Source organism: Microbacterium sp. Gd 4-13 (assembly GCF_003095395.1).
GTDB lineage: Bacteria > Actinomycetota > Actinomycetes > Actinomycetales > Microbacteriaceae > Microbacterium.
In genome coordinates, this window is sequence record NZ_QEIJ01000014.1 from 1 (window position 1) to 19,038 (window position 19,038).

A 19,038-nucleotide genomic window follows, 5' to 3' on the forward strand; every position below is an offset into this window, starting at 1 on the left:
GCGGACAGGCGGTTGTACTGTGCTCCAGAGATGTTCAAGCGGCGATCGGAATAATCCGAGAATCGGAAGAATCGGCGTTATTCCGAGGTCTGCATAACGTCGATCTGCTGTTCTTCCACGTCGAGCAGCTGCGTTACGTCGTCATCGAGCTCAAGACCACGAAGTTCGACCCGCGCGACGCTGGGCAACTCGGGTTCTATGTTGCCGTCGTCGACGACCAGCTGCGGATCCGCGAGAAGCACCAGCCGACTGTGGGCATCCTGCTCGTCGCCGGGAAGAACGACACCGTCGTCCGCTATGCGCTCGCTTCCACGTCTCAGCCAGTCGCAGTAAGCCGGTACGAACTCACCGAGGATGCACAGAAGGCGCTACCTGACGAAGCCGCGATAACACGGGCGTTCGCTGACGAGCTTGCACGCGACGTCGCCGAGGACGACGCGGGAGCGTAGAAGAACACTCTGATCAGGAGGATCAGAGGCGGCAGCATCCCGATCAGAGGATCGCAATCGCGTCTAGGAGGGCAGCGGACCCGGATGGAGCTCGCTGCGGAGGCTGCAGATAGTTCCTCTGTGAACTGACATAAGATCCATTATCGGAGATTGCGCGACGCCTAATGAACAGATGAGTACAGGCACGCCTGGGACACGCTGTCGCTGACGGACTCCTGCCGTTTGCTATCTCGTTACTCGCTGCGCACCCGCCGTTTCCCCTCTTGAGAGTTCTCTGGAAAAGACGCCGGAGAAACCGACGTCCAGACTCAAGAAGGACTCCGGATGCCCCCTCGCACTTCGCCGAACCGCGCCCGCGCGGCATGGTCAGCAGTGGCCGTGGCCACGCTGGCTCTCGGCAGCTTCAGCTTCGCTCTCCCCGCCTCCGCGGCAACCATCACCGAGAACGGTGGCGCTGCCCGCCTCGACCACGATGAGGACCGCAACGAGGCCATCCGAGAGGCCCTGGTCGACGGCCCCGCCAAGAACGTCATCCTCCTGATCGGAGACGGCATGGGCGACTCCGAGATCACGGTCGCCCGCAACTACGCCGAGGGCGCCGGCGGCACCTTCGCGGGTATCGACACGTTGCCCCTGACCGGCCAGTACGTGCACTGGGCCGTGAACCCTGACGGCACCCCGAACTACGCCTCCGAGTCCGCGTCAACCGCGTCGGCGTGGTCGACGGGCACCAAAACGGTGAACGGCCGCCTCAGCGTCGATGTCGACAACACCCCGCAGGCGACGCTCCTTGAGCTCGCCAAGGCGAACGGCATGAAGACCGGCAACGTCTCGACCTCGGAGATCCAGGACGCCACCCCCGGCGCGGAGGTCGCGCACATCTCGGCCCGCGGCTGCTACGGCCCGGTCCAGACCACCGCGAACTGCACCTCGGAAGCTCTGCAGAACGGCGGCCTCGGCTCGATCAGCGAGCAGCTGCTCAACGTCCGCCCCGACGTCACCCTCGGCGGCGGTTCCGCCAGCTTCACCCAGACCGCGCAGGCCGGCCCCTGGGAGGGCGAAACGCTCTTCGCTCAGGCGGAAGATCGCGGCTACCAGCTCGTGGACGACGCTGAGAGCCTGGGAGCTGTCACCGAGGCAAGCGCCGAGCAGCCCCTTCTGGGCCTGTTCACCGAGGGCAACTTCCCGGTCCGCTGGAACGGCCCCGCGGCAGTCGACCTGACTGCCGGTGGAACCCTCCCGCCCGCTGCGGCGTGCACCGAAAACCCGGCGCGCCTCGAAACCGGACTCTCCCTTGCTTCGCTCACGACGAAAGCGATCGACCTCCTCGACAACGAAGACGGGTTCTTCCTGCAGGTCGAGGGCGCCAGCATCGACAAGCAGGACCACGCCGCCAACGCGTGCGGTCAGATCGGCGAGACCGTCGACCTCGACGAGGCCGTGCAGGTCGCGCTCGAGTTCGCGAAGGAGCAGGGCGACACCATGGTGGTCGTTACCGCCGACCACGCCCACACGAGCCAGATCGTCGGCTCGGCAATCCCCGGCCTCAACACGCACCTCCTGACATCCGAGGGACAGCCGATGATTGTCGGGTACGGTACCTCCGCCGCGGGCGGCTCGCAGCAGCACACCGGCTCGCAGGTGCGCATCGCCGGATACGGCCCGGGCGCGTCCAACGTGATCGGCCTTACCGACCAGACCGACCTGTTCTTCACCTCCGCGAACGCTCTCGAGCTCGAACGGGATCTGCAGAGCCTCAGCGCCGACGCAACCATCTCTGCCCCGGCTGAGGTTGCCCCGGGCGCGGAATTCACCGTCACCGTATCGGGCCTCGACGCCGACTGGCAGGCGCTCGGTTCGTTCGGAACTGACACGGATCTAGGTCAGGTCGACGTGATCGACGGGACCGCGGTGTTCACCGTGACCGCTCCCGAGGACCTCGGCGACTACACGGTCACCATCACCGGCGCGCAGACTGACGTGGAGCTGTCCGCAGAGGTCACTGTGGCCGCGAACCCGGCCCCCGTTCCGACCTCGTCGCCCAGCCCCTCAGTCGCTCCGGCAGGTACGGATGGCAGCGGATCGGGAAGCAACGGGGCTCTGGCCGTCACCGGCGCCACCGCACCGTGGGCTCTGGCCGGGATCGCTGGCACGATGCTCGCCATCGGCGCGTACGCGGTCTACCGCCGCCGCCGCGGAATCGCCTAACACCCTGACAACGAATGGCCGGCGACGCTCTTGCGTCGCCGGCCATTCGTGTTCCACGACTAGGGTCCTACTTCGCGACGGCACGGGGAGTCTTTATCAGCGCGCCGGCGACAACGCAGACACCCGCGGCGACGATATGTGCTGCGATCCACGCGGGCCCGTTCAACGGCAAGGGGTAGACGGGGTTCCACGCCACGGCGATGCCGAGCATGGGAAGCGCCCACCACCACTGGCGGGCCTGCACGGCAAACCAGCCGATGATTACAGCGAGGATCGCCACGATAAAGCGCACGGCGAGATAGAACTCCTTGTCAACGAGAGCGATCCCTGCGAGAAGAACGATAGCCGCGAGAACCGCTGGGGCGAAGGCGTTGCGTTGGAACTCAGAGGGGGCGCGTTTCGCCTGTGCGTACATCGGCTTCTCCATTCGTGCTGCGACCTCCAGTGTGTCGCGGAACCGGGGGTGTCGTCGTTCGGGCCAAGTCCGCCAGGTGCTCGTTGTACGCGTCGAGGTCCGGATCTCCGTTGCGGTCTGCCCGGGCGTCGGCAGCGCGAGCCCGACGGGTGTCGTCCATGAACCACCGGTGCAGTAGGACGACCAGGATCACTACGGTGGGTCCTTCCCCGTACCCCCAGGCGAGCCCGCCCGCGACACCTTGGTCCTCGAGCGGGTCGATCCCCCACCCCGCGGGCGGATTTGCGAACGCATCGACGAGGACGGTCGTGCTCATCATGATGATCACCCCAAAAAACACGTGAAGAACCATCTCGACAGACACATCCATGATTCGGGCACCGTGCCCGTGGCGAGTGGGGAGCGGGTCGTCGCTGAGCGCGGGGATGGTGAACAGAATCCCCGAAAGGAGAAAAAACACTTCGAGCGCGAGGTGTCCGCCTGTGTAGGCCAACGCGGTGTTAGCGATACTCGTCAGGTACAGGCCGTAGTAGCTCATCAGGAACAGGGGGATGGTGATCGCTGGGTGAAGCACATATCGTGCAGGCCGAGACCGTAGCGCCCCGAGTGCGGCACGTTGCACAATCCCTCCCAATCCGGTGTTAGGCGCGGCTCGCAGCAGCAATCTCCCTGGGGATCCCCATACCAGAAGCGGGGGCACGGTGATCATGAGGGTCAGCTGCTGAAACATGAAGACCGAGAACAGAACGGTGCCGTAGGAGTCTGTCTCGGTGCCGGTGACCGCAGCGAGGAGCATGCATCCCGAGAGGAATAAGACTGTCCGCCCGGGGTGCCACCGTTCCCCTCGGCGCCGCAGACGTATGACACCCCATAGGTAGGACAGAGCCAGGAGAGCTGCGATGGTGGGGAGCAGGGGCGGGGTGTGCGTCTCCGGGGCAAGCATTGTGACGATGCTGGGTGGTGCCTCCGGGACGAACGACTGCCACAGGCCTGTCACCGACGCTGGCCTCTCGTGCTCACGCGGTTGCTCACCGGGCACCTAGCGGGGGTGCCCGTCCGGGTCTCGCTCGTTCTTTCCGTCTCACCCATGGGGTAGGTGATCTTCTTCGTAGCTGGCGGGCTCAATCTGGAACGTGGAGTGCTCCACACTGACGGGGAAATGCTCCGCGACGCACCGCTGCAGTGACCGGAGGAGTGCGCCGCCGTCGCCGTTGTTCAGGTAGTCGTCTTCGACCACGACGTGAGCGGTGAGGACGGGGAGGTCGGTGGAGATATGGGACGCGTGCAGGTCGTGCACCGCGATGACGTGGGGTAGCGCGAGGAGATGCTCGCGCACGGCGGCGAGGTCCAGACCGCGGGGGGTGGCTTCGAGGAGCACGCTACCGCTGGCGCGTATCAACACGATGGTGCGCGGCACGATGAGCAACGAGATCACAATGCCGGCAACGGCATCGGCTTGGTACCACCCCAAGGTGGAGATGAGGATTGCGCTGATGATCACGGCCACCGAGCCCAGTGCGTCGTTGAGGACTTCGAGGAACGCGGCGCGCATGTTGAGGTTCTCGGACCGCCCGCCGGTGAGGACGATGAGGGAGATAACGTTCGCGACGAGACCGATGATCCCGAACAGGAGAAGACTGCCGGAGGCTATTTCGGGAGGTTCGAACAACCGCCGTATGCCTTCGACGAAGGCGAAAATTCCCACCCCGAACAGCAACGCCGCTTGGGTGAGGGCGCCCAGTACCTCCGCGCGGCGGAACCCCCAGGTGTGCCGGTCCGACGGCCGCCGGTTCATGAGGTGCGCGGCCGTCAGCGCGAGGGAGAGCCCGATGACGTCGGTAAGCATGTGGGCGGCATCGACAAGGAGCGCCAGGCTCCCGGTGAGGACGGCACCGACAACCTCGATGACGAACACCGAAGCGGTGATGGCGAACGCGATCAGAAGTCGCGACCGGGGCGTGGTCGTACCGGCGTGAGAGTGTTCTGCGGTCATGATCGTTTCCTTTCGAGCCGATACTGTTTGGCGGTCACGGTCGTTCCAAGATGCGGCGGGCGACGCGCTGGGCGAGACGGGCGACCGTGCCGATACGAGGTGCATGAGGGTCGCCGTACCCGGGTATCCCTGCGACAAACAGGCCGGGGATGCTGGTGTCAACCGCGCGTCCGTGATGGGGGACGACCGTGTCAGGCAGCCACGCGTCTCCCGGGAGGTAGCCGGTCGCGAAGACCACCGACCCGACGGTCAATTGCGTCCGGTCACTGAAAGTCACGGTGTCACCGGTGGCATTGATGACGGGAGGGCGGGTCGTAATCGCACCTGTTGCGGCCGGATCGCCGTTGTTCAGCGCGATCGATCGTGTGTGGTGCGCGCGCAAAGCCCGGTCGATGCGCCGGTTACGTGTGGAGATCACGACGTCGTGCGAGAGGCCGAGCTCTGACGCGATCTCGACCGCGGCGTCCCCGCCGCCCACGACAAGCACCCGCCCCGGCGGAACCTGGCGGGGATAGAGATAGTCGTGGCTGTGTAGCGTCGCCCCGGGTACGACGAGGTCGTACGCCCAGTCAGGCCGCCGGGGTCGTGCGTATGCCCCCGACGCTGCCACGACGTTACGGGTCTGGACCTCACCGCGGCTCGTGATCAGCTCGAGGGTGGTTCCTTCGCCTGGTTTCCGCACGTGGATGGCTGGTGTGTCCCAGATGGGTTTGATCGCGAAGGTGCGGGCGAAGTTCGTCAAGTAGTGACCCATCTCATCCGCGAAGGGATGGCGGTTCGGGTCGCCGGAGAAGCTGAGACCGGGCAGTGCGGACTCGCGAGCCGTGGTGTGGAGTCGAAGTGAGTGCCAGCGCCGATCCCATGTTCGCTCTTCTTCGCGGGACGCATCGATCACAGCGAAGTCGATCTGGGGCTGCAGCCCGTGAGAGATGAGCGATGCGGCGACAGCAAGACCGGACTGGCCCGCACCGACAATGATCGCGCGGCGCCGGGAGAGGCCCTCGATGTGGCTGGTCATGGCTGCCACCCCGCCGCCGCGTCTGAGGCGGGATTTTGGATGGTTCCTGCTGCTGGAAGCAGCGACGGGGTACAGCTGTTCACACACACTCCTCGAACGATGACCGCAAGACGCACACCTGTGACCCCTGGCTGCGTGCGCCAAGGGCGAGGAGAGGTCAGATGCGGCTAACCGACAGTTGCGTGAGAGAGGGAGAACGCGGAAGCGCGGACGAACGAACCGGCGCGGGTGGTGAGGCCCGGGGCGACAGGGCGAGCGGAACGCGCGGGTTTGTCCGCCGGAGGAGGTGACGGGCGGCGACGATGGCTACGCAGCTGACTGCGAGCAGCACGCACACCGTCGTCACTGCAAGTGTGGACGCTGTGACTGTTGCCGCCATGGCCTCGACGTCGGCGGCGCTGGCTTCGGTGATGACGGCGTCTACAGCGGGGGCGGCCGATCCGACCCCGACAGGGTCTTGATCGTGGTGAGCGCTGAGAGTCATCACGGTGATGGCGAACAACAGCAGGGCCGCGGCAATGAGTCTCATTGTCAGTACGGCGGCCGAGCCCGGCGCAGAGGGGAGGCGGGGAGCCGCTACGCGCATCCCGCTCAGTGTAGGCGTGATCCGCCCTTTCCGATTGGCCGATGTGGGCGCTGGGCACCCGATGTTCATCCGCGGCCCCCTTGTCGCGCTGGTAGGGCGGCGACCGGTTCCTTCCCTGGGCCCTGACCGACCACGAAGACGGCCCCAATGACCATCAGGGGGGCGATACCGAAGGCCCAGACCAGGATGCCACCCGCGGCTTGATCAGCGAGCGGCGATGCCCCCCACGTGCGGTCCATGGCCCCAAACCAGTCCGCCACCAACGTTCCTGACTGCACGACTATCGTGATGCCGAACACGGCATACGACCCCATTACCGCGACAAGCGCGACAACGCGGGAACGGGTTGGGTGGGCGCGGGGCGCCGTCGCTCCGCCGGTGAAGGTCACGACGAGAATGCAGCCAACGAGCAGAGAAAACGCGGCCAGCCCCTCGTATCCGAGTGGGTCAGCCAACGCCCAACGGAAGATCCCGGTGAAGTAGGTGCCCCAGAGCGTGACGATAGCGACGCCCGCGGCGACGAACGGGTGGGTGAGGATTCGGACGACCGGGTTCTGTGTGAGCGATAGCACCCATTCGCGTCCCCCGCGGGAGCCATCGGTACGAGGGGTGATTGCTCGAAGCGCGAGCGTGACGGGTGTACCGCACACGAGCAGGAGGGGAATGACCACTGAAAATAAGGTCAGCCCCAGCGCGTTCACACTGAACAGGTATTCCCGGTAGGCGTTGATGGGTCCCGATGTCACCCAGAGCAGTGCCGCCAGCCCGCTGCACCACAACACGATCCGGCGCCGTGGCCAGGACTCCCCCTGGATCCGCAGACGGCGTACACCAGCGAGGTAGAAGAACAAGCCGAACGCTGCGACAAGCACCCAGAGGGGGTCCACGTCCGTGCTGGTCAGCCACTCAATGGTGGTCAGTTCCGGCGGCACGGGGTTGCCGGTGAGGAGTTGCGCGGCGCTTTCCACAACGGGCGGCTCGTTTCCACCCGGTGTGGGGGTGCGGGCGAGCGCTGCGGCCGCGCCGCTCGCGATGCCCATGAACGCTAGCTCCAGGATGACCACGCCCCAAAATCGGCGGGACCCGCGCGGCTGACTGGCGCGGTTGATCAGCCGCCGGCGGTACCACGCGCCGAGAACGCCGAGCATAACGAGCGTCACCGCTTTGGCGAGCACGAGCGCCCCGTAAGGTGACCACAACGCGTCCCACCCGCCGAGACCGATGGACGCCCGTACCGTTCCCGACAGTGCCACCACGATGAACGCTGCCAACGCGATCGATGAGTATCGCAGCAGCGTCGTGTGCATCTCCGCGCGCGTCAGTGCGGGACGCACCACGACGAGCAGGATGAGACCCCCGAGCCACACGGCCGCGGCGAGGGTGTGGATCACCAGTGACATGACCGCCGCCTCGTGGCTGGCTTCTTCGCCGGCATGGCCCTGTGTTGCCATCGGTACGAGGCTTGCCGCGGCCAAGATCGCAACGAAAAGGGTCGGTGTCCACCCGCGGACGGCGAAGGTCAGAACGGTCAGGACGGCCCCCGCAACCGTCGTGGTCAGCCAGGCGCGGCCGAGCTCCGTTTCGACAAGGAACCTCCCCAGCTGTTGGCCGAAAGCGGGGTCGAGTGTTGGCGCGGCCGGTATGACGTTGAGGAACGTCAGGAACGCGGTCACGGCGGAACTCAGGGTGAAAAGGGCCGCAGCGATGGATGTGGTGTCCAGCGCGACGTCGAACGGGCGGGTACCGGCCTGCAATGCGAACAGCGCGAGCGCCAGGGACCCCACCATTGTTGCGGCCGTCACGTTCACAAGGAGCTTCACGATCGGAAGCCCCCACCGGACGGTCGCCCCAGGGTCACCAATAGCGAGTGGCGCTGACCCACCCCCGAGCGTCAGTGACGCCAGGAGCGTGACGAATGCCGCGGCGACAAGCACCAGGGGGCCGGCGACTCTCATCACGGTCAGCGCCCTCGTCGAACGCGTGTCGTTTCTCATAGGAGGCTCCCGATGACGTCCAGCCGCAGCTGCGCGACGACGGCGACCGCCACGTAGGCGAGGAGGGTGATCAGGGTGAGCCACGGCCACAGCGCGGCCCCCAGGCGCGCCGGACCGGCACCGAAGACCCCGGCCCGAAGGGAGCGGCCCGTGGTGAAGATGAACAGTGGGATGGTGACGCTCCACACCAGGAGGCACCAGGGGCACAACGTCCCGAGGATGAACACGCTTTGTGTGATGAGCCACACGACGAACGCCATAGCGAAGGTGACGCCGAGGGTGAATCCCACCCAGAACCAGCGGGCCAGGTGCGCTGTCGCGAGAAGGGCGACTCCTGTGGTGGCAACCGCCGCGTACCCTACGAGGCCGAGGAACGGGTTAGGGAACCCGAGGACCGCACCCTGCGCGCTGTCCAGGTTGGCGCTGCATTGCACGAGGACAGAAAGGTCACATCCGAGCGCGGTTTGCGGGTTGAGAAGGCGTTCGATCTTCTCCACCGAAAGCGCGAGGGAGGCGGTGAGCCCGAGTATCCCGGTCACCAGCAAGAAGATGGCGAACGCGTGGCGGGTGACGACGGAGGGGGTGTGAGCCGGGGCGGGGGTGTCGCCGCTCATGAGTGCCTTTCTGAGGTGCGCGGATTCTTGTACCGGGCGCGGATCGAGATAACGAAACAGAGCACGATCCCGGCCGTAGCGAGAATCACCTCGATCGCGTCCCCGAGCAGGATGGCGGGCGTGATGCCCTGGTGCAGCGGCAGTGTCGTCACTGACGCTGCGGTGGTGTTGATCGGGAGCGCATCGATGATGCTCCCGTCTGCAGCAATCGCTTGGCTCGTTCCCACGGTGGACACGTTGATGGCCGCTCGACCGGTTTCGACGGCGCGCATACGGGCGAAGGCGAGTTGTTGCACGTTCTCGTCTGTGCCACGGAAATCGGCGTTGTTGGTCTGGAAGATGAGCACCTCTGCCCCGGCATCGATGCCCTCTCGCACGACTCGGTCGTAGATGACGTCGAAACAGATTGCGAGGCCGACGCGCACCCCGTCCACTGTCACCACTGGCGGGTTGGAGCCCGGGGAGTACTCCCGCTGGATAAGACCGACCAGGTCCGGCGCGATCGCCTCATACAGCCAGCGATCCGGAACATACTCTCCGAACGGCACCGGGTTGCGCTTGTCGTGCACCTGCGGGGACGCTGTTCGGTCCCACAGCAGCGAAGTGTTGAACGTTGCGCCGGCGCGTTGCGTTGCTGCATTGACGAGGACAGGGGCCCCCACCGTGCTCGCCACCTCGTCGAGAACTCGGCCAGCACGAGCATTGCGAAGCGGGTCGCTGTCAACGGAGCCCTCGGGCCACACCACCAGGTCGAGATCCTCGTCCGCCAGCTCGGCAGTGGCGTCGACGTGGGACGCGAGGATGTCACCGGGGGCGCGCTGGTCGAAATATCCGGACGGGCCGTTGCCTTGTACCCACCCGACCGTGAACGACCCAGTCACGGTCGTGGGGAACTGAGGTGCGAGCGCGAGCGCACCGAGGAGAACGGTGGGCATGATCGCCCCGCGCAGCCCGGCGGTGTTCCATTCGCGGACCGCCTGTACCCCCGCCGCGCACACCGCGACCAGTAGGAAGGTCAATCCGCTCACTCCCGTCCACGACACGATCTCGAGGAGAGGCCCGTTGGATTGCGTGACACCGAGCCGGGCCCAGGGGAACCCGGTGTAGGGCCACGCGCCGGCCACTGTTTCTCTGAGGAGCCAAGCGGAGCCCACGATCAGCGGGAGCAGGAGAAGCCGTGACCATCGTGCACGGAGTCTTCGTTCTCCCCACCCGTACGTCCAGGTGATAAGGACGCAGCCGACTGCGACGATCGCGGTCTGGAGGGCGGCGAGAGCCAACCAGGGTGTCGGGCCTAAGAAGCTTCCCACCCAGTCGAGGTGACGCAGGTAAAAGGTGCCCCCGTACACGCCACCGACGAGCAAAGCGCCTCGCGCCGTGCGCCCAATGAGCGAGACCAGAATGACCACGACGCTGGGGATCGCGAGCGGCCACCACCCTACTGAGGGATAGGCGAGATCAAGGGCCACTCCCCCAACGACCGCACCCGGCAGCGCCCACCGTAGGGGGATGGCCCGGGGTGAGGTGGCCTGGGGGGCGAGTTGAGACTGCTCAGTCTGAGATGGCGCGGTCGAGTGCATCAGTTAGGTCGGTGAGTTGCGTGAGCTCGAGCTGTTGCCCGTCGAGGAAGAAGGTGGGGGTGCTGGACGCCCCGAGCGCGCGGGCGTCGTTGTAGTCCTCTTCCACGCGGGCGCGTGTGCTTGGGTCTGCGACGGCGGTGTCATATGTGGCCATGTCGAGACCGAGTTCTTCGGCGTAGGACCGGAACCGGGCTTCTTCGGAAGTTTGCTGCTCGCCCCACTGCTCCTGGGTCTGAAACATTTTGCTGTACATCGGTTCCAGCTGGCCTTGCTGCGCCGCAGCCTCGACGGCGATCGCGGCGTTCATGGCGTTGAAGTGTCCGGGGAGGGGGAAGTACCGGATAGCGAAGTTGATTTCTCCGTCGTATTCCTCGCGGAGCTGCTCAATGACGGGGTAAAAGGCGCCGCACGCTTCGCATTCGAAGTCGAGGAATTCCACCAGGGTGGGGGCGTCGGGTCCGACCTCGTCGAGCACGTGGGTGTTCGCGCGCGTACCCGGGAGGGCGCCCTCTGCTCCTGCGGGGTCGGGAGCTGCGGGGCGTGACGCGAAGGAGTAGATGACGGCGCCGACGACGAGGAGAACGACGAGGACGCCGGCGGCGATGGTGACTTTGACGGGAGTGGAGAGCGTGGCGGTGCGGGTCATGTGTTTTCCTCGCGGGTCGGGGGTGGGATGAGGTTGCCGATTGCGGTCAGGTGCGCGTCGCGCAGTTGTGACACGGCAGGGTCGAGTTGGGGGTCTTCGCCGCGGGCGAGACCCGCGTACTCAACCCGGAGGGTTCCCGCTTCGCCGAGCGGCTCAGGGGTGACTTTGACCCAGACGCGCCGGCGAGGGATGAAGAGGCCGGCCATGAGCCCCAGGGTCGCGATCACAGCGAAAACGAGGACCCAGGTGGCGCCGGGGTCGTGTTGGATTTGCAGCGAGGCGAAGCGTTTCACTGCGGCGAGCGGGTCGGTTCCGGCGGACGCGTCCTCAAAGGTGACGGTGCCCCACCCGTTCGGCAGGTCAGCGGTCTGGCCCGGGTTTAGCTCGATGGAATCGCTACCGGTGTCGCCGCCGGTGAGCTGGGCCATTCCGGAGGTATCCAGTGTGTAGACGGAACGGGGTGTCCCGTCATCGATACCGAGACTGCCGGAGAAGACGTTGAACGTCACGACGGGATTGAACAGGTCGGGGTATATCGAGGTGTACGCCCCGGTGGGAAGGGCTCCCTGGGTCGGGTAGAAAAAGCCCACCAGTCCAATCTGCTCCGGTAGCCCGTCGGGGACCTTGATGATGCCCAGGGAGGTCATCATCGAGTCTTGCGGGAGGAACGGCTGCGAATCGCTGTAGACGACGTCGCCGTCGCCATTGCGCACGGTGATGGTAGGGGCGTACCCGTTCCCCAGAAGGAAGATGCGGTCGTTTCCGACTGTCAGCGGCGCGTTTACCCGCACCGTCTCGGCTCTTGTTTCGTCGGTCGCGGGCGTGCGAATGGTGACCGCCGCAGCGAAGTCGCCCGCTTGGCCTGCGCCGGCCGAGCGTGGCGGCTGGTACTCGACGCCGAAGGTGTCGAGGGTCATTGAGTACGGTGTCAGGCCTGTTCCGTCGATGAAACGGCCCGGGTTGAATGATGAGTAGTCGCTTAGCGCGTTGACGAAGGTGGTGCCCTCCACGATGACTCGTTGGCCGGTGTAGGTGAATCCGCTGCCGACGAGTACGGCGACGAGGACCCCGATGAGAGCGCCATGGAAGATGAGGTTGCCGGTTTCTCGGGCGTAGCCTCGTTCGGCGGACACTGACCAGCTTCCTCTGGCGTCGTACCGTTTCACCCGGTAGCCGCGTGAGCGCAGCTGCTCAGTCGCGATCTCGACCGCGCGTGACGCGACGGCATCCGGGTCCTCACCGCCGTCGACGGTGTCTTGGCGATGGTTGTCCAGCCGCGAAAGCCGTGCCGGTGTTCGGGGTGGGGCGGCTCGGAGCGCTTTCAGGTGGTGACGGGTGCGAGGGATCACGCACCCGATGAGAGAGATGAACAAGAGCAGGTAGATCGCGGAGAACCACGAGGAGCTGTACAGGTCGAACAGCTGAAACCAGTCCAGAACGGGCGCGACGTCGGGGTTGTCTCGGAACCATTGAGCGACGCCGTTCGGATCTGCGCTGCGTTGGGGAAACACGGAGCCGGGGACGGCGGCCAGGGCAAGGAGAAGCAGCAGAACGATGGCTGTTCTCATGCTCGTGAGTTGCCGCCACCCCCACCTCACCCAACCCACCGGGCCCAGCGGCGGTCCGGCAACTGTTTCGGCGGTTGCTGCTTGGTCGATGTGGTCCGCGGGACGGGAGCGGTCAGCGTCAGATCGGGAGAGTGACATTGAGCATCACCCCCTGCAAGACGGACATTAATGATCCCCAGACCCCGGTGACCATGGCGATACCCAGCAGGATCATCACCGTCCCGCCGGCGATGTTGATGACCCTGATGTGCCGCTTGACGAAAGAGACGGAGCGGGTAGCCCACCCGGCGCCCAGTGCGAGCAGGAGGAAGGGGATACCTAATCCCAGCGAGTACGCCAGCCCCAGAACAGCTGCGCGAGAAGGGTCTCCCATGTTCCAGGAGACGGACATGATTGCCGCGAGCGTCGGGCCGATGCATGGGGTCCACCCCACCCCGAGAGCCAAGCCCAGCAATGGCGCACTCACCATCCCGAGGTTGCGACGAGCTTGGGGGCGGACGGTGCGCTGCGCGCGCCGGAAGACGCCGAGGAACGCGAGACCCATGGCGATCACCACCACCCCGAGGACGCGGGTGATGACGGCGGAGTACTCGAGAAAGAAGAGCCCGAATACCCCTCCCAGGATGGTTACGGACATGAAGACGGTGGTGAATCCAGCGATGAACAGCAATACGCCGAGCAGTAAGGGGCCGCGTCCGCGATCACGCCCCTCTGAGGTGGTCATGGACGTAGTGAGGTACCCGAAGTAGCCGGGCACAAGGGGCAGAACGCACGGTGAAACGAAAGAGATCAGGCCGGCGGCCAACGCCACGGCGACGGCTACCCACAGCGCCCCGTCGAAGACGATCATGCTGAGGTTCATGGTTCCTCCCCGAGCGCGTCGCCGACGAGGGTGGAGAGTATCGACGCGGAGGGAAGTTGTCCGATGATGCGGGCGGCAACGCGCCCGTCCCGGTCCATCACGAGAGTGGTGGGCGTTGCCTGTATGGGGGTTGCTGCCGCGAAAGCAAGCTTCACCGACCCCTCGTTCACGTCGATGACGCTCGGGTAGCTGATGCCGTTGTCTTCAGCGAAAGAGACCGCCGTTCCTGGCTGGTCGTAGATGTTAATCCCGAGGAAACCCACGTCATCCGCTTGGTACTCCTGCCACACCTCCTCCAAGAGCGGGGCTTCAGCGATGCACGGCCCGCACGCGGCGTACCAGAAGTTCACGACGTAGACACGGTCTTGGTAGTCATCGCTCGAGATGGCTTCCCCCCGCTCGGACACGCCCGCGAATGTGACGGAGTCGCCGCGTTCTCGCTCCGGGATCTCCACGACACGGAAGTCACCGGAGATAAAACCCTTGTCGTTGCCTTCCCGGTACTGCTCGCTGAGGTTGTCGTTTGCCGCGCATCCGGCGACCAAGAACACCGCCCCAATGAGCGCGGTGACGCCGAGTCCGCGGCGCTGACGTAGCAGCGGAGCCCTCATTCGGAGGCCTCCGCGGCGGTGGGTGCGAGGCGGACGTTTTGGCTGCGGCGGCGTTGACGCGATTCTCGGTAGAGCTGCCACCCCAGCACGGCGAACCCGACGAAAAGCGCCGCGTCGGCGATGTTGCCGATGAAGAGTTCCCCATAGGCGAGGAAGTCCGTGACCTGTCCGACCCCAAACCCGGGTGGCGCAAGGAGGCGGTCAAGGAGGTTTCCAATCGCTGCCCCCCAGATCAGACCGATACCGGCAGCCCAGGCGGGCGATGTGGCGCGGGTGGCGGCGCGTGTGAGGAACACAACGGCGGCGAAGGTGATAGCGGTGATGACCCCAGTGGAGCCTGCTCCCAGGGAGAACGCCGCCCCGGGGTTGAAAGCAAGCTGTAGACCGAAAGCGTCCCCGAGCAGCGGGACGCGCGTCGTTGTCGACAGCATGGTGATGGCCAGGGCCTTCGTGGACTGGTCCACAAGAACCACCCCGGCCGCCGCCAGGCACGCCCATGCAAAAGCGCGGGCCTGAAGCGGTCTCACGGCTGCTCAGCGTCTCGGCGACGACGTGCGTTACGCAGGAGTAGCACCACGATCAGGAGACCGATGAGCACGACGGTCACCCCGGTGATGAGGAACACCGGGAGCGCTGCGCCGCCACCGGTCGCCTCCCCGTGACCTTCTGTCCGCACACCATCGGTGCCGGCCGACTCGGTCGAGGAAGGCGTCGGAGTCGCTGTAGGTGCGGCGGTGGTGGAAGGGGTGGGTGACGGAGAAAGGGGTGCGGACGTCAGCACTTCGAAGCCGTACTCGCCGCTGGTCGGGTGTCCGTCGCTCGAAACAACCCGCCACAGCACCGTGTATCTCCCAGAGGGTGCGTTCGCGGAGAGATGCTGGGTAATCGTGGCTTCCGCGATCTCCGGCTCACCTTCGCTGTAGACGACGCCGTCGGGGCCCGTGATCTCGATCAAACCTGTTCCTCCCTCGCCCAAGAGCTCGGCGCTGAAGGTGATGGAGATCTCGTCAGGCGGGGAATCGACCGACGACGCAGCCGCTGGGTAGGAGCTCACGATGCTGTCGTGTGCTGTCGCGGGTGCAGGGAACAGCATCAGAGCGAGAGTCGTCACGACCGCGGCGATAACGGTTGCCGTGAGAAGCTGCACGCGGGGGGTTCGGACGGATAGTGAACGTGACATTTGAGGGGTACTCCGAGGTCTGAAGAAACGCCCGGTGCGCAGGGTGGGGCGCACAATCGAGCAAGGAACTGGTGACGCATCCGCATTGCACACCGGGGGCAGGCGGACGGGAGTTCCTGGTCAGTTTCGAAGGATGGCTAGCTGTGAGAGCGTCAGCGGTGGAGCAAGGAAGAGGATGCGTGGCCAGCTGTGTTCGATGGTGACGGCCGCTCGCGTGAGGAGGGGTGTTCCCCGTAGCAGGCGGGCGCGGCGCAACACGGCGAAGAAGACGACACCGCACAGCAACCCGAATACGCACACCGCCCCGGACATCAGCGTGCCGGCGGAGTCAGCCGCGGCTATGCCTGGCGGCGTGTCGCTGAGAGGCGCCGAACCGGGGGCGATGCCCGTTGCGGATGCGGTGAGGATCTCAGCGAAGCTACCGTCGTCGTCCGCAGAGTGCCCGCCAGCCCAGGAACTCAGGCAGAGTGTGAGCGCGAGCAGCACAGCGCTGACGATCTGGGCCGCCAGCGGAGCACGACTGCGAGCTGGGTGCTCGCGCGGTGAACTCTGCGCATTCATCGCCCTGATTCTATGCTTTCGAGGCGTCCGGCCTTCGGGGACCGTTCGACACCGCCTCAATTTGGTACAGCCGTCGATGTGTGGTCATCGTCCTGACTACTCCCCCTCCTGCGTCGCGATCGCCCCTCGGCGGGCAGCCCGTGGTGAGTCGTCATGAGACAGCCTTCTGCGTGCGAGCGGCGCGGAGGCCGTTAAGGATCACGATGACCTCTGCGATCTCGTGGACCAGGACGACGGCGGCGAGCCCGAGAACGCCGAACAGCGCGAGCGGGAGCAGCGCAGCGATGATCAGCAACGACAGTGCGATGTTCTGGTTGATGATGCGGCGCCCGCGGCGGGCGTGGTCGAAGGCGCGGGGAAGGAGGCGGAGGTCGTGGCCGGTGAAAGCGACGTCGGCGGACTCGATCGCAGCGTCGGAGCCGGTTGCACCCATCGCGATGCCAATGTCTGCGACGGCGAGAGCCGGGGCGTCGTTGATGCCATCACCGATCATCGCGACGGGAGCGGTGCCTGACAGTTGAACGATCGCTGCCGCCTTGTCCTCGGGCCGGAGTTCAGCACGCACGTCCACGATTCCAGCCTGCCTGGCAAGGGCGCGCGCCGTGCGGGCGTTGTCGCCGGTGAGCATGGTCACACCGATGCGGTCACGTGCCAGAGTGCGGACCACTTCTGGGACCTCGGGGCGCAACTCGTCGCGAACTCCGATCGCACCCGCGGGCACCCCGTCTCGGTGCACGATCACGACGGTCATGCCCTGCTCCTCGAGAGCGGCAACCTGGTCGCCCAGGTCGCCGACCTCGAGCCATCGGGGGCTGCCGACTGTGATCTTCACGCCGTCGACGGTTCCCTCGATGCCGTGACCGGCTTTCTCGGTCACCGCGGCGGCCGCGGGGGCGCCGGGAGCTGCGGCAGCCATCGCGGCGGCGAGGGGGTGGGTGCTGTGCTGCTCGATTGCGCTGGCCCAGGCCAGGAGTTGACCTTCGGTGACGTCGGCGGCGGTGAGGACTGCGGTGACCGTCGGCTTGTTGCGGGTGAGGGTGCCGGTCTTGTCGACGGCGATATGGCGGATGCCGCCGAATCGCTCGAAGACCGCGCCTGACTTGATGATCACGCCGAACTTACTGGCCGCGCCGACCGCGGCGACGACCGTGAGGGGCACCGAGATCGCCAGTGCGCAGGGGGACGCGGCGACCAGCACGACCAAGGCCCGGGTGACCCATAGCTCGGGGTCACCAAACAGCGACCCAATGATTGCGACCAGTGCGGCGAGGATCAGCACGCCCGGGACCAGTGGGCGGGCGATCTTGTCCGCGAGACGGGCGCGGTCGCCCTTCTCCGCCTGCGCCTTCTCGACAAGCTCGACGATTGTGGTTAGCGAGTTGTCGGTCCCCGCCGCCGTGGCCTCGACCTCGAGTGCCCCGGCGGTGTTGATCGCCCCGGCGGGGACGGCGTCACCAGGTTCGACCTCGACCGGGATCGACTCACCCGTGATCGCGGAGGTGTCCATGCTGGAGCGCCCTGACCGGACGACGCCGTCCGTGGCGATTCGCTCACCGGGACGGACCAGCATGACCTGCCCGACCGTGAGGTTCTTCGCCGCGACTTCCGTCTGCGCTCCGCTGACCAGCACCGTCGCGGTGTCGGGGACCAGCTTCAGCAGTGCCCGCAGACCGCCGCGGGCCCGGTCCATTGCCTTATCTTCAAGAGCCTCGGCGATTGAGTAGAGGAACGCCAGAGCCGCTGCCTCCTCGACGTAGCCGAGGATGACCGCACCAATCGCGCTGATCGTCATCAGCAGCCCGATGCCCAGCTTGCCCTTGAACAACTTCCGGATTGCGCCCGGCGTGAACGTCGACGCACCCAGTAGCAAGCCGATCCAGAACAGCACCAGCCCCGGAATTTCGGCTCCGGACCACTCGCAGATCAGTCCCGCGAAGAACGCGACGCCGGAGAAAACCGGGACCATAATTCCACGGTCCGTCCACCACGGCCCATCGTGGTCGTCGTCATCATCCAGATCGCCACCTTCGATCTGCGGCTCCGTCACCGCGCTCACGCGCCCACTCCCGCACCGCAGCAGCCCGGCACCGTGCACGAGGAATCCTCGCACAATGCGTTCTCGTCCACCGCCAGAGTCACGTCCACCAGAGCCGTCAGAGCTGCTGCCAGGTGGGGGTCCGAGATCTCGTAGCGGGTCTGCCGCCCCTCCGGCTCTGCGACCACGATCCCGCAATCGCGCAGGCACGTCAGGTGGTTCGAGACGTTCGAGCGGGTCAAGCCCAGATCTCGGGAAAGCACCGCAGGGTAGCTCGGCCCGCCGAGCAGGGCCATAAGGATGCGCGAGCGCGTCGGATCGGCCATAGCCCGCCCGAGCCGGTTCATGACATCGAGGCGCGAAGCAATAGTCAGCATGTACTGACCATACAGCGGCTGCTGACTAATTTGCGAGACGGCCTGAGACCGCCGCGGTGAGCATCGCTCGCACGTTCAAGGCGCTGGGCGATGCCACACGGTTGCGGCCGCTCTCGCTTATCGCCGCGTCGGAGGGTGGCGACGCGTGCCCTTGCGACCGCACGAAGCCCGTCCCCTGCCGACGGGGGGGGGGGGGGGGGGGGGGGGGGGGGGGGGGGGGGCGGGGGGGGGGGGGGGGGGCGGGGGGGGGGGGGGGGCGGGGGGGGGGGGGGGGGGGGTGGTTGTTGGGTTTCGGCCCCCCCCGGCGCAAGGCGGGTTTGGGCGCAGTTCTCGGGTCGGGG

19 protein-coding genes and 1 pseudogene are annotated in these 19,038 nt (G+C 66.1%); 3 read left to right on the forward strand and 17 right to left on the reverse strand.

Annotated elements, in window-relative coordinates:
- Positions 1-449: PDDEXK nuclease domain-containing protein (locus DEA06_RS16060; protein WP_116649025.1), on the forward strand; the 449-nt coding region annotated here is incomplete at its 5' end.
- Positions 450-773: 324 nt separating this feature from the next.
- Positions 774-2,657 carry an alkaline phosphatase gene (phoA, locus tag DEA06_RS16065; protein WP_116649026.1) on the forward strand — a complete coding sequence of 628 codons (1,884 nt, stop codon included), beginning with the start codon at positions 774-776 and terminating at the stop codon, positions 2,655-2,657.
- 67 nt (positions 2,658-2,724) lie between these two features.
- On the opposite strand, the gene DEA06_RS16070 is transcribed toward phoA, so the two are convergent.
- From DEA06_RS16070 to DEA06_RS16145, 17 genes are all read right to left on the reverse strand, one after another.
- Complete coding sequence (locus DEA06_RS16070) at positions 2,725-3,072, reverse strand: DUF6804 family protein (RefSeq protein WP_116649027.1); 348 nt, start codon at positions 3,070-3,072, stop codon at positions 2,725-2,727.
- Positions 3,041-4,015 (reverse strand): cytochrome c oxidase assembly protein, encoded by a 975-nt coding sequence (locus DEA06_RS16075; RefSeq protein ID WP_116649042.1) that lies wholly within the window; start codon positions 4,013-4,015, stop codon positions 3,041-3,043. The genes DEA06_RS16070 and DEA06_RS16075 overlap by 32 nt, the downstream gene beginning before the upstream one ends.
- Before the next feature lie 138 nt (positions 4,016-4,153).
- Positions 4,154-5,065: a cation diffusion facilitator family transporter gene (locus DEA06_RS16080; protein WP_116649028.1), complete on the reverse strand. Its 912-nt coding sequence runs from the start codon at positions 5,063-5,065 to the stop codon at positions 4,154-4,156.
- A 34-nt stretch (positions 5,066-5,099) separates the two neighbouring features.
- Entirely contained in the window at positions 5,100-6,083 is a 984-nt protein-coding gene (locus DEA06_RS16085; protein WP_133241809.1) for an NAD(P)/FAD-dependent oxidoreductase, read from the reverse strand.
- 157 nt (positions 6,084-6,240) lie between these two features.
- Positions 6,241-6,612, reverse strand: coding sequence for a hypothetical protein (locus tag DEA06_RS16415; protein WP_133241810.1), 372 nt, complete (start codon positions 6,610-6,612; stop codon positions 6,241-6,243).
- A gap of 122 nt (positions 6,613-6,734) precedes the next feature.
- Positions 6,735-8,489: a cytochrome c oxidase assembly protein gene (locus DEA06_RS16090; protein WP_240606997.1), complete on the reverse strand. Its 1,755-nt coding sequence runs from the start codon at positions 8,487-8,489 to the stop codon at positions 6,735-6,737.
- A gap of 170 nt (positions 8,490-8,659) precedes the next feature.
- The gene (locus DEA06_RS16095; RefSeq protein ID WP_116649031.1) at positions 8,660-9,277 is read right to left on the reverse strand and encodes a vitamin K epoxide reductase family protein; all 618 of its coding nucleotides are present in this window, start codon (positions 9,275-9,277) and stop codon (positions 8,660-8,662) included.
- Entirely contained in the window at positions 9,274-10,857 is a 1,584-nt protein-coding gene (gene lnt, locus DEA06_RS16100) for an apolipoprotein N-acyltransferase (RefSeq protein WP_116649032.1), read from the reverse strand. The genes DEA06_RS16095 and lnt overlap by 4 nt, the downstream gene beginning before the upstream one ends.
- Positions 10,829-11,503 (reverse strand): thioredoxin domain-containing protein, encoded by a 675-nt coding sequence (locus DEA06_RS16105; protein WP_116649033.1) that lies wholly within the window; start codon positions 11,501-11,503, stop codon positions 10,829-10,831. Before DEA06_RS16105 ends, lnt begins: the two co-directional genes overlap by 29 nt.
- Complete coding sequence (locus DEA06_RS16110; protein ID WP_116649034.1) at positions 11,500-13,209, reverse strand: cytochrome c biogenesis protein ResB; 1,710 nt, start codon at positions 13,207-13,209, stop codon at positions 11,500-11,502. The genes DEA06_RS16105 and DEA06_RS16110 overlap by 4 nt, the downstream gene beginning before the upstream one ends.
- Positions 13,190-13,933, reverse strand: coding sequence for a cytochrome c biogenesis protein CcdA (locus DEA06_RS16115; RefSeq protein ID WP_116649035.1), 744 nt, complete (start codon positions 13,931-13,933; stop codon positions 13,190-13,192). The genes DEA06_RS16110 and DEA06_RS16115 overlap by 20 nt, the downstream gene beginning before the upstream one ends.
- Positions 13,930-14,544, reverse strand: a complete 615-nt coding sequence (locus DEA06_RS16120) for a TlpA disulfide reductase family protein (RefSeq protein WP_116649036.1) — start codon at positions 14,542-14,544, stop codon at positions 13,930-13,932. The genes DEA06_RS16115 and DEA06_RS16120 overlap by 4 nt, the downstream gene beginning before the upstream one ends.
- On the reverse strand, positions 14,541-15,071 hold the full coding sequence (locus tag DEA06_RS16125; protein ID WP_116649037.1) for a signal peptidase II: 531 nt from the start codon (positions 15,069-15,071) through the stop codon (positions 14,541-14,543). Before DEA06_RS16125 ends, DEA06_RS16120 begins: the two co-directional genes overlap by 4 nt.
- Complete coding sequence (locus DEA06_RS16130; protein WP_165818069.1) at positions 15,068-15,637, reverse strand: copper resistance CopC family protein; 570 nt, start codon at positions 15,635-15,637, stop codon at positions 15,068-15,070. Before DEA06_RS16130 ends, DEA06_RS16125 begins: the two co-directional genes overlap by 4 nt.
- Before the next feature lie 207 nt (positions 15,638-15,844).
- On the reverse strand, positions 15,845-16,285 hold the full coding sequence (locus DEA06_RS16135; RefSeq protein WP_116649039.1) for a hypothetical protein: 441 nt from the start codon (positions 16,283-16,285) through the stop codon (positions 15,845-15,847).
- 151 nt (positions 16,286-16,436) lie between these two features.
- Positions 16,437-18,251, reverse strand: a complete 1,815-nt coding sequence (locus DEA06_RS16140; protein ID WP_240606999.1) for a cation-translocating P-type ATPase — start codon at positions 18,249-18,251, stop codon at positions 16,437-16,439.
- A gap of 86 nt (positions 18,252-18,337) precedes the next feature.
- A complete protein-coding gene (locus DEA06_RS16145; RefSeq protein ID WP_116649041.1) occupies positions 18,338-18,697 on the reverse strand; it encodes a metalloregulator ArsR/SmtB family transcription factor in 360 nt (119 codons plus the stop codon).
- A 50-nt stretch (positions 18,698-18,747) separates the two neighbouring features.
- On the opposite strand from DEA06_RS16145, the pseudogene DEA06_RS16875 reads away from it, so the two are divergent.
- Positions 18,748-18,870: pseudogene (locus DEA06_RS16875) on the forward strand (transcriptional regulator); the annotation flags it as partial.
- Between the last annotated feature and the right edge of the window lie 168 nt (positions 18,871-19,038).